Origin of the sequence: Micromonospora sp. NBRC 110037, assembly GCF_001652995.1 — a bacterium.
Taxonomy (GTDB): domain Bacteria; phylum Actinomycetota; class Actinomycetes; order Mycobacteriales; family Micromonosporaceae; genus Micromonospora; species Micromonospora chalcea.
Genome location: NZ_BBVA01000005.1, coordinates 454,329 through 463,339, shown reverse-complemented (window position 1 = coordinate 463,339; position 9,011 = coordinate 454,329). Strand labels below are relative to the sequence as shown.

The 9,011-nt window shown below is 73.6% G+C and carries 9 protein-coding genes; 3 read left to right on the top strand and 6 right to left on the bottom strand.

The window, feature by feature from the left end:
• On the bottom strand, nt 1–687 hold a 687-nt coding region (locus A4R25_RS30715; protein ID WP_197494926.1), incomplete at its 3' end, for a transposase.
• A 272-nt stretch (nt 688–959) separates the two neighbouring features.
• On the opposite strand from A4R25_RS30715, the gene A4R25_RS18355 reads away from it, so the two are divergent.
• Nucleotides 960–1,838 (top strand): hypothetical protein, encoded by an 879-nt coding sequence (locus tag A4R25_RS18355; RefSeq protein ID WP_064447551.1) that lies wholly within the window; start codon nt 960–962, stop codon nt 1,836–1,838.
• A gap of 280 nt (nt 1,839–2,118) precedes the next feature.
• Here A4R25_RS18355 and A4R25_RS18350 read toward each other — a convergent pair whose 3' ends face one another.
• Nucleotides 2,119–2,646: a GNAT family N-acetyltransferase gene (locus A4R25_RS18350; protein ID WP_231915570.1), complete on the bottom strand. Its 528-nt coding sequence runs from the start codon at nt 2,644–2,646 to the stop codon at nt 2,119–2,121.
• Between the two features lie 195 nt (nt 2,647–2,841).
• Between A4R25_RS18350 and A4R25_RS18345 the strand changes: the two genes are divergently transcribed.
• Nucleotides 2,842–4,161: an MFS transporter gene (locus A4R25_RS18345; RefSeq protein WP_082931060.1), complete on the top strand. Its 1,320-nt coding sequence runs from the start codon at nt 2,842–2,844 to the stop codon at nt 4,159–4,161.
• A 23-nt stretch (nt 4,162–4,184) separates the two neighbouring features.
• Nucleotides 4,185–4,718, top strand: a complete 534-nt coding sequence (locus A4R25_RS18340; RefSeq protein WP_064447514.1) for a GNAT family N-acetyltransferase — start codon at nt 4,185–4,187, stop codon at nt 4,716–4,718.
• Between the two features lies 1 nt (nt 4,719).
• On the opposite strand, the gene A4R25_RS18335 is transcribed toward A4R25_RS18340, so the two are convergent.
• Genes A4R25_RS18335 through A4R25_RS18320 form a run of 4 tightly spaced genes read right to left on the bottom strand, consistent with a single transcriptional unit; the run spans nt 4,720 to nt 9,011 of the window.
• Complete coding sequence (locus A4R25_RS18335) at nt 4,720–4,977, bottom strand: UBP-type zinc finger domain-containing protein (protein WP_043325056.1); 258 nt, start codon at nt 4,975–4,977, stop codon at nt 4,720–4,722.
• On the bottom strand, nt 4,974–6,554 hold the full coding sequence (locus A4R25_RS18330) for a Na+/H+ antiporter (RefSeq protein ID WP_064447513.1): 1,581 nt from the start codon (nt 6,552–6,554) through the stop codon (nt 4,974–4,976). Before A4R25_RS18330 ends, A4R25_RS18335 begins: the two co-directional genes overlap by 4 nt.
• 37 nt (nt 6,555–6,591) lie before the next feature.
• Entirely contained in the window at nt 6,592–7,566 is a 975-nt protein-coding gene (locus tag A4R25_RS18325; protein ID WP_084789465.1) for a TIGR03885 family FMN-dependent LLM class oxidoreductase, read from the bottom strand.
• A 32-nt stretch (nt 7,567–7,598) separates the two neighbouring features.
• Nucleotides 7,599–9,011 carry an NADP-dependent succinic semialdehyde dehydrogenase gene (locus A4R25_RS18320; RefSeq protein WP_064447512.1) on the bottom strand — a complete coding sequence of 471 codons (1,413 nt, stop codon included), beginning with the start codon at nt 9,009–9,011 and terminating at the stop codon, nt 7,599–7,601.

The following is a 9,011-nucleotide window of genomic DNA, read 5'->3' as shown; positions in this document are numbered from 1 at the left end:
CGGGCAGCGCCGTCGGATAACGGTGGTGATCCAGTCCGCGCCGTCGGCGGACACGTGCGTGATCTTCGCGGCCCGCTCATCGCCGAGCAGGTCGAAGAACGCGTTGAGGGTCGCCGCGCTCTTGCCGGGCGAGGCCCAGACCAGCCAGCCGGTGTCATGATCGACCACCACGGTCAGGTAGCGGTGGCCCTTCTTGTAGCTGATCTCATCGATGCCGATACGGCGCAGTCCCTCAAGGCGGTCCACCGCGGCACCGGTGTCGGCCCACACCCGCGCCACGATCGCCCCGACGGTGCGCCAACTGATGCGCATCAGCTGCGACACCGCCGACTTCGCGGTATGCACCGCCAACCACGACACCATCTGGTCAAACGCCCGGGTGTGCCCTGCCCCATGCCGAGCCCACGGCACTGCCGCGACCACAACCCCGTGCTCCGGACACGACACCCGCGGCACGTGCGCCTCGATCACCGCTCGCACCACGCCCAGATCCAACGCCCGCCACCGACGACGAACCCCAGCGTCATAGCGGGCACACCGCCGACGACAGTGCGGACACCGCCGCGACGCGCCCTTACGCACCCGCACCCGAGCCACCACCACCGACTCGACCGGATCGAACTCCACGCCCTCGACAACCGCCTGCTCGACCCCGAGCAGCCCAGCCCATACCCTGGCAGAACGCACGCCGTTCTCCCGCCCATCAAGTTCTGACCTTCGACAAGCCAGAACCTAGGCAGGACAACGGCGTGCGCCATCAACGACGCGCCCAACCACCCACAGACACGTCACAAGACCCATATTCATGACTGAGAGGCATAGCGCTCAGAGCTCATCCTTCCAGCGGTGCCTGCCGACCGCGCGTCACCCCGCTTACGAGAATCCGGTGGACTCGCACACGCACGTGCGCGACCGTGACCTTCGTGGGCGGCGACGCGGAACGTCGGGTGTGGGCGGCAATGCCAGCCGGTAGCCGCAAGGCGCTCGCCGCGCTCCCGGCGGCGGACCTGCGAACACTGCTTCTCGGCGTCGCCCGGGACCGCGCCGGGGCCGTCCGTCCGGCGCAGGTGCTGCGGCGCTGGCAGGAGGACCGGTTCGTCCGGCCGTCCGCGGCCGACCCCCGTGCGCTGTCCCGGGTGGAGGGGCGGATCTGGTCGTTGTTACCGCCGGACGTGGCAGGGGTGGAGTTGTCGCCGGTGGCGCCACTCGGCACCTGCGCCGCCGTCGCACCGGTCAGCCAGCACCGGATCGTCTCCACGATGCGCGGCACGGAGGTGGTCAGCGACCCGACGAACGCCCTGGCGGTGGAAGCTGCGGCGCGCCGCAGCCAGGCCGACGAGGTGCACCTGGCCGCGATGCACAGGGTGCTGCGGGCACAGGACTTCGGTCCTGACGCCTCGGCCCACTTCCGGCTCTGCGCGCTCGTCTCCACCGCGCGGGACACCGGTTCGGGGCGCACCGAGGCCCGGCTGCTTCTTCGGCATCTCACCTTCTGGCGCACCGTGCTGGCCGAGCTGGCCCCGGCGGCCGCACCGCGATTGCACGTCACGGCCCTGGACCCGATCGTCGGCGAACGGCTCCACGACACCGTCCGGCCCGCGTTCGGCGACAGCCTTGTTTCCCTGCACGACGAGCCGGAGCGAAAACGCGGTCGCGGCTACTACCGGGGCGCCGCGCTGCGCGTCTCGCTGCACGACGACAAGCGGGATGTCGGTGACGGCGGCTTCACCGACTGGACCGCCCGACTGCTCGGCGACGCCAAGGAGCGCTGCCTGATCTCCTGCCTGGCGACCGAACGCCTCGCCGACTTGACACCTTGGTCCGACGGAGGCCGCTGAACGGCGCGCTCACCGGAGCGCGGGGATTGATCCGCGGGGTGAGCGGCATCGCTTTGTCCAGGGCAACGCGACAGCCGACCCGCGCCTAGCGTCGACCTCATGGCCCCGGCCGGACCTCGCTGATGGGACGCATCGCGCCGCTCCCGCCGCCCAGGGCGGTGGCTGGCCGGCGGCGCGCTCTACCTGGCCCGGAACGTGGGACTGGCTCGTACGAGACGGACGGGGTGGCGATCAACCGGAACGTGGCAACGCCCCGATGCCCGGTCGACGGATCAACCGCTCAGTCGGGTAGGCGTGCGGGGACGGGGCGGCGCATCGCGATCCGCTCGGCCGGGTCGAGGCCCAGCGCCGCCTCGGCGGCCAGCAGCTCGATCAGGCCGGGCGTCAACTCCGCGCCGCTCAGCTCGCGGAATCCGCACCGCACGTAGTAGGGCCCGTTCCACGGCACCGAGCGGAACGTGGTCAGCGTCAACGCCGGCAACCCCTGCGACGACGCCCACACCGCCACCCGGTCGAGCAGACGCCGCCCGATGCCACGGCGGGCGTACGCCGGATCGACGCTGAGCTGCTGCACGTGCGCCGCGCCGTCGACCAGATCGGCGAGCACGAACGCGATCGGCCGGTCGGCCGGGTCGGTCGCCACCCACAGCCGGCCGGCGCGCTGCCCGGCGGCCAGCGCCTCCACCGGCAGCGGCGGCATGTCGGCCACCAGGGTCATGCCGATCTCCCGGAACGGGGTGCCGGAAGCCACCTCGATCCGCTGCACCTCGGTCAGTTCCTCGGCCCTGGCGATCCTGCTGCGCTCCACGGCGCCGACCCTGGCAGAGCGGGGACTGGCAGGCGAGGGATTTCCCGCACCGCGCTCGCTCCGGATGTTTCGGCGGTGACCGGCGGCGGCGACGCCCGGCGGGCTCGCGGTGTGACAGGCGTCGCCCCGAGCGGGGCTCCGGGCCAGCCGGAACAGTCCTAGCGTCGACCCCATGGCCCTCGCCGGACCCCGCTGATGGGACGCGTCTCGCCGCTCCCGCCGCCCGGGCCGCTGCGCACCCTCGCGTACGCCACGCTGGTCAACACGGTCGGCGCGGGGCTGTGGCTGGCGGGCGGGGCGCTCTACCTGACCCGGGACGTGGGCCTCTCCGCCACCTCGGTGGGCACCGGGCTCACCGTCGCCGGGCTGGTCGGGCTCAGCGCGAGCGTGCCGCTTGGCGCGCTGGCCGACAGGTCGGATCCGCGTACGCTCCGGGCCGTCCTCCAGGTGGGCCAGGCGGTCGCCGCGCTCGCGTACCTGCTGGTCGGCTCGTTCCCGGCGTTCCTGGCGGTGGCGGTGCCGGAGGCGCTGCTCGCGACCGGCAACCTGGCGGTACGGGCGGCGCTCGTGGCCGCGGTGGGCGGCCCGGACGGCCGGGTGCACGCCTTCGCCACGCTGCGCGCGGTGGCGAACCTGGGCATCACCGTCGGTACCGCGCTGGCCGGGATCGCGCTCGCGGTGGACACGCACCGGGCCTACCAGGTGCTCGTGGTCGGCAACGCGGCCACCTACCTGCTCTCGGCGGCACTGCTGCTGCGCCTGCCGCCGCAGCCGGCCGCCGACGCGCGCCGGGCCACGGCGGCGAGACCGGCACCCGACGCGGAGACGACGCCCGGAGCGATGACGACCGGCGGTGGCACCCGACGCGGACCGGGCGCGCGGCGGCGCGGCGGACCGCTGCGGGACGGACGATTCCTCGCGGTCAGCGGCGCGTCGGCGGTGCTGAGCACGCACGTGACGGTGCTCGTGCTCGTCGTACCGCTGTGGACCGTGGACCGGGCCGGCGCGCCGCCACCCGTGGTGTCGGCGGTGCTGCTGGCAAACACGGTGCTCACCGTGCTGCTCGCGGTCCGGCTGAGCCGGGGCGCCGAGCGGGCCGCGCCGGCCGCGCGGAAGCTGCGCCGGGCCGGGCTCGTGCTCGCGGCGGCCACACCGCTGTACGCGGCGACAGCCGCCATGCCGGTGCTCCCGGCGGTCGTCCTGCTGCTCGTCGCGACGGCGGTGTGGACGGTGGGCGACCTGTGGCACGGCGCGGCCGGGGCGGGCCTCGCCTACGACCTGGCCCCGCCCGGCGCGATCGGGGCCTACCAGGGCGCGGACGGCCTGCTCGCCGGGTTGGCCCAGGCGCTCGGCCGGGGCCTGCTCACGCTGCTGGTGCTCGGCAGCGGTCCGGTCGGCTGGCTGGTGCTCGGCGTGGTCTTCGCCGCCGCGGGGCTGGCCGCCCCGGCGCTGACCCGCCGGGCGGTGGCGCACCGGCCGGCGCCACGGGCGCGACCCGTCGGCGTGCCCGGCTGAGCGCGGTGTAGCAGCATGGCGGGATGACCGACCAGTCCTCCCTCACCATCCGCCCCGGCGGACCCGGCGACGCGCCCACGCTGCTGCGGCTGCTCGACAGCGCCACCGCCTGGCTGGCCGAACGCGGGCGTACCGACCAGTGGGGCACCGAGCCGGCGTCGATCGACCCGCGCCGCATCGCCCAGGCCGAGGAGTGGGCGGCCGGGGACGGCCTGTACCTGGCCGAGATCGACGCGACGGTGGCGGGCGCGCTGGTGGTGGGCGCGGCGATGGACTACGTGCCGCCGGCCACCGAACCGGAGCTGTACGTGAACCTGCTGGTCACCGACCGGGCGTACGCGGGGCGCGGGGTCGGTGCGGCGCTGCTGGCGTACGCGGCGGAGCTGGCCCGCGAACGCGGCGTGGGCCTGCTGCGGGTGGACTGCTTCCGCAGCCCCGACCGGGCGCTCGTGCGGTTCTACGAGAGCTGCGGGTTCACCGCCACCGAGCCGTTCACCGTGGAGCGGCCGGGCCGCCCGACGTGGACCGGGCAGGTGCTGGAGCGCCGGGTCGGCTGAGTCAGCCGATCTCCTCGTCCACGAAGCACCAGCGCCACGACTCCCCCGGCTGGACCGACCGCATCACCGGATGCCCGGCCGACTCGAAGTGCTTCGTGGCGTGCTGGTACGGCGACGAGTCGCAGCAGCCCACGTGCCCGCAGGTCAGGCAGGCGCGCAGGTGCACCCAGTCCGGGTTGCCGATCGCCACGCAGTCCGGGCACTCGGTGGTGGTGGCGGGCTCGGCCGTGCCCGCCTCGGCCAGGTGCCGGCAGCTCATTCGACGACCTCCTGTCGCAGCAGTGACTCCTCCAGATCCAGGTCACGATAGGCGCGGGTGAGCACCTCCTCCGGGATCTGGCCGGAGTCGCGGGCGGCCCGGAACACCTCCCGCTCGGCATCGATCATCTCCTGCCGCAGGCGCGCGTACGCCTGGGAGGGAGTTTCCCGTTCGGTGCCGCCGAGCCGCTCCCAGGCCAGGTTGGCGCGGGAGGTGGTGAGCCCGCGCAGGCGTTCCACCACCGCCTCCGGCGCGCCCTCGGCCAGCTCGTCGAGGCGTTCCCGGGCGGCCCGGCTGGCCCGCTGCTGCACCCCGGCGGCGGACAGCGCGTCCTGCACCGGGTCGTCCGGCGGCAGCCGCAGCCGCCGCGCCAGCCAGGGCAGCGTGGCGCCCTGCCCGACCAGCGTCGCGACGATCACCGCGAACGCCAGCCAGATGAGCAGCGCACGCGGGTACGGCGTGTCGCCGGCGAGGGTGAGCGGCAGACCCAGCGCGGCGGCCAGCGTCACCACGCCGCGCATGCCGGCCCAGCCGATGACGACCGGGAACTGCACCGGCGGCGCGGGATCGCGCCGGCGTACCCGCGGCACCAGCCGGGCCAGGTAGGTGGCCGGGAAGACCCAGACGAACCGGGCCAGGAAGACGGCGGCCAGCACCGCGGCGGTGATCGCGGCGATCGAGCCGAGCGGCTCCTCCAGGTCGCGTACCACCTCCGGCAGCTGCAGGCCCACCAGCAGGAACACCAGTCCTTCGAGGAGGAACCGGATCAGCCGCCAGAACGCCGTCACCTGCAGGCGGGAGGCGGCCGACATGAGCGTGGGCAGCTTGTGCCCGATGCCGAGGCCGGTCACCACCACCGCGACCACCCCGGAGGCGTGGATCTCCTCGGCGGCGAACACCACGGCGAACGGCACGATCAGCGACAGCGCGTTGTCCAGCACCGGGTCGGTGGCGCGTTTGTGCAGGTAGCCGAAGACCACCACGCCGAGCAGGCCGACCAGGACGCCGCCGCCGGCCGCGACCACCACCTCCCGGGCCACGTCGCCGAACCCGACGCCGCCGGTGGTGGCGGTCGCCGCGACGATCGCGACCCGCAGCAGCACCAGCGCGGTGGCGTCGTTGACCAGGCTCTCGCCCTCCAGGATGGTGACGATCCGCCGGGGCAGGCCGACCCGGCGGGCCACCGCGGTGGCGGCGACCGCGTCCGGCGGCGCCACCACCGCGCCCAGCGCCAGGCAGATCGCGTACGGCAGCTGGGGCAGGAACCAGTGCACGACGGTGCCCACCACGAACGCGGTGAAGATGACCAGCCCGACGGCGAGCAGCAGGATCGGCCGCAGGTTGAGCCGGAACGCCGGCACCGACGTCTCCACCGCCGCCACGTACAGCAGCGGCGGCAGGATGCCCACAAGCACCAGGTCCGGGTCCAGCCGCACGTGCGGGAAGAACGGCAGGAAGGACAGCGCGAGACCGAGCACCACGAGCAGGATCGGCGCGAGCAGGCCGAGCTTGCGGGCCAGCGCCGCGCCGAACGTGGCGATGGCCAGGAAGACCACTACCTCGAACAGAGCATCCACGAGCGTCGAGCCTATGCGCCGCGGCGTCGATGTGTGATCAGGCGGCGGAGCGCAGCTTCGGCAGCACCTCCGCGCCGAACGTGTCGATGAACGCGCGCTGCTCCTGCCCGACGTGGTGCAGCGCGATCTGGTCGAAGCCCAGCGCCACGTACTCCTCCAGCCAGCCGATGTGCCGGCCCAGGTCGGCGGAGACGTTCACGGTCTCGGCGACCGTCGACATCGGCACGTCGGCGCTCGCCACGTCGAAGTGTTCGGGGGTCTCCAGGTCCCAGCACACCGGCGGCGCGAACACGTTGCTGCGCCACTGGTCGTACGCGATCGCCTCGGCCTCGGCCTGCTCGGGCGCCCAGCTCACGTGCACCTGCAGGTGCAGCGGGCCGCGTCCGCCCGCGTCCCGGTAGGCGTCGATCATCCGGCGCAGGTGCTCGACCGGCGCGTTGACGGTGATCAGCCCGTCGGCCCACTCGGCGCACCAGCGTGCGGTGGCGACGCTGACCGCGGCGCCGACCAGCGCGGGCGGCTCCTCCGGCCGGGTCCACAGCTTCGCCCGGTCCACTGTGACGAGGCCGTCGTGGCTGACCTCCTCGCCGGCCAGCAGCGCCCGGATCACGTCGACGCACTCGCGCAGCCGCGCGGAGCGGACGTCCTTGCGCGGCCAGACCTCGCCGGTGATGTGCTCGTTCGCCGCCTCGCCGGTGCCCAGCGCGGCCCAGAACCGGCCCGGGTACATGGCGCCGAGCGTGCCGATGGCCTGCGCGATGATCGCCGGGTGGTAGCGCTGGCCGGGCGCGTTCACCACGCCGAAGGACAGGTTCGTGGCCTGGAGCGCGGACCCGAGCCAGGACCAGGCGAACCCGGACTGGCCCTGCCGCTCGCTCCACGGCGAGAAGTGGTCGGAGCACATGGCCGCGTCGAAGCCGGCGCGCTCGGCGTGGATCACCGCCTCCAGCAGCCGGGCCGGGTGGATCTGCTCGTGGGATGCGTGGAAGCCGAACGCCGTCATGGTGGGCACTCCTACCCGTGACGGCGTCCGGCCAATCGCGTCTACTCGGAGTGCGCTCCGGCGCCCGCGCCGGCCTGGCCCTCGCCGATCCACACGGTCTTGGTGTTGCAGAACTCGCGCATGCCGGCGGCGGACAGCTCGCGGCCGTACCCGGAGTTCTTCACGCCGCCGAACGGCAGCTCCGGGTAGGACGTGGTCATCCCGTTGATGAACACGTTGCCGGCGTCCAGGTCGACGGCGAAGCGCTCCTGCTCGGCCGGGTCGTTGGTCCAGGCGTTGGAGCCGAGGCCGAAGCTGGTGCCGTTGGCCACTTCGATCGCCTCGTCGTACGAGCCGACCCGGTAGAGCCCGGCGACCGGCCCGAACACCTCCTCGGACCACATCCGCATCTCCGGGCGCAGGTCGGTGACCACAGTCGGCGGGTAGTACCAGCCGTCCCCGGCCGGCTTCTCACCGCCGCAGAGCACCGTCGCGCCCTGGTCCACCGCGTCGGTGACCTGGGCGTGCACCTCGTCGCGGCCACGCTCGCTGGCCAGCGGGCCGACGTCGGTGCCGTCGTCCATCGGGTCGCCGACGCGCAGCGCCGCCATCCGGGCGGCGAACTTCTCGGCGAACGCGTCGAACACGTCGGTGTGCACGATGAACCGCTTCGCGGCGATGCAGGACTGACCGTTGTTCTGGCAGCGGGCGGTGGTGGCCACCTCGGCGGCGGTGTCCAGGTCGGCCGAGGGCATCACCACGAACGGGTCGCTGCCGCCCAGCTCCAGCACCGTCTTCTTGATCTCCCGGCCGGCGATCTGGGCGATGGACCGGCCGGCCGGCTCGCTGCCGGTGAGCGTGGCGGCGCGTACCCGGGGGTCGCTGAGGATCCGGTCGACCGCGTCGGAGCCGACCAGCAGCGTGGTGAACGCGCCCTCGGGGAACCCGGCCCGCCGGAACAGGTCCTCCAGGTAGAGCGCGGTCTGCGGCACGTTCGAGGCGTGCTTGAGCAGGCCGGTGTTGCCGGCCATCAGGGCCGGGGCGGCGAAGCGCATGACCTGCCACAGCGGGAAGTTCCACGGCATCACCGCGAGCACCGGGCCGATCGGCTGGTAGCGCACGTACGCCCGCCTGGCCTTGACCGCGGCGGCGTCGGCGGGCTCGTCGGCGAGCATCGCCGGCGCGTTGTCGGCGTAGAAGCGGCAGGCGGTGGCGCACTTGGTGACCTCCGCCTTGGCTGCGGCGTACGTCTTGCCCATCTCGGTGGTCATCAGCCGGGCCGTCTCGTCGCGCTCGGCGTCGAGCCGGTCGGCGGCGGCGGTGAGCCACCGGGCCCGCTGCGCGATGGTGGTCTCACGCAACTGCCGGAAGGCCAGGTCGGCCCGCTCGATCGCGGCGTCGATCTGCTCGTCCGACATCGCGTCGTACGTCTTGAGCACCTGTCCGGTGGCGGGATTGGTGGTGGCGATGGGCAT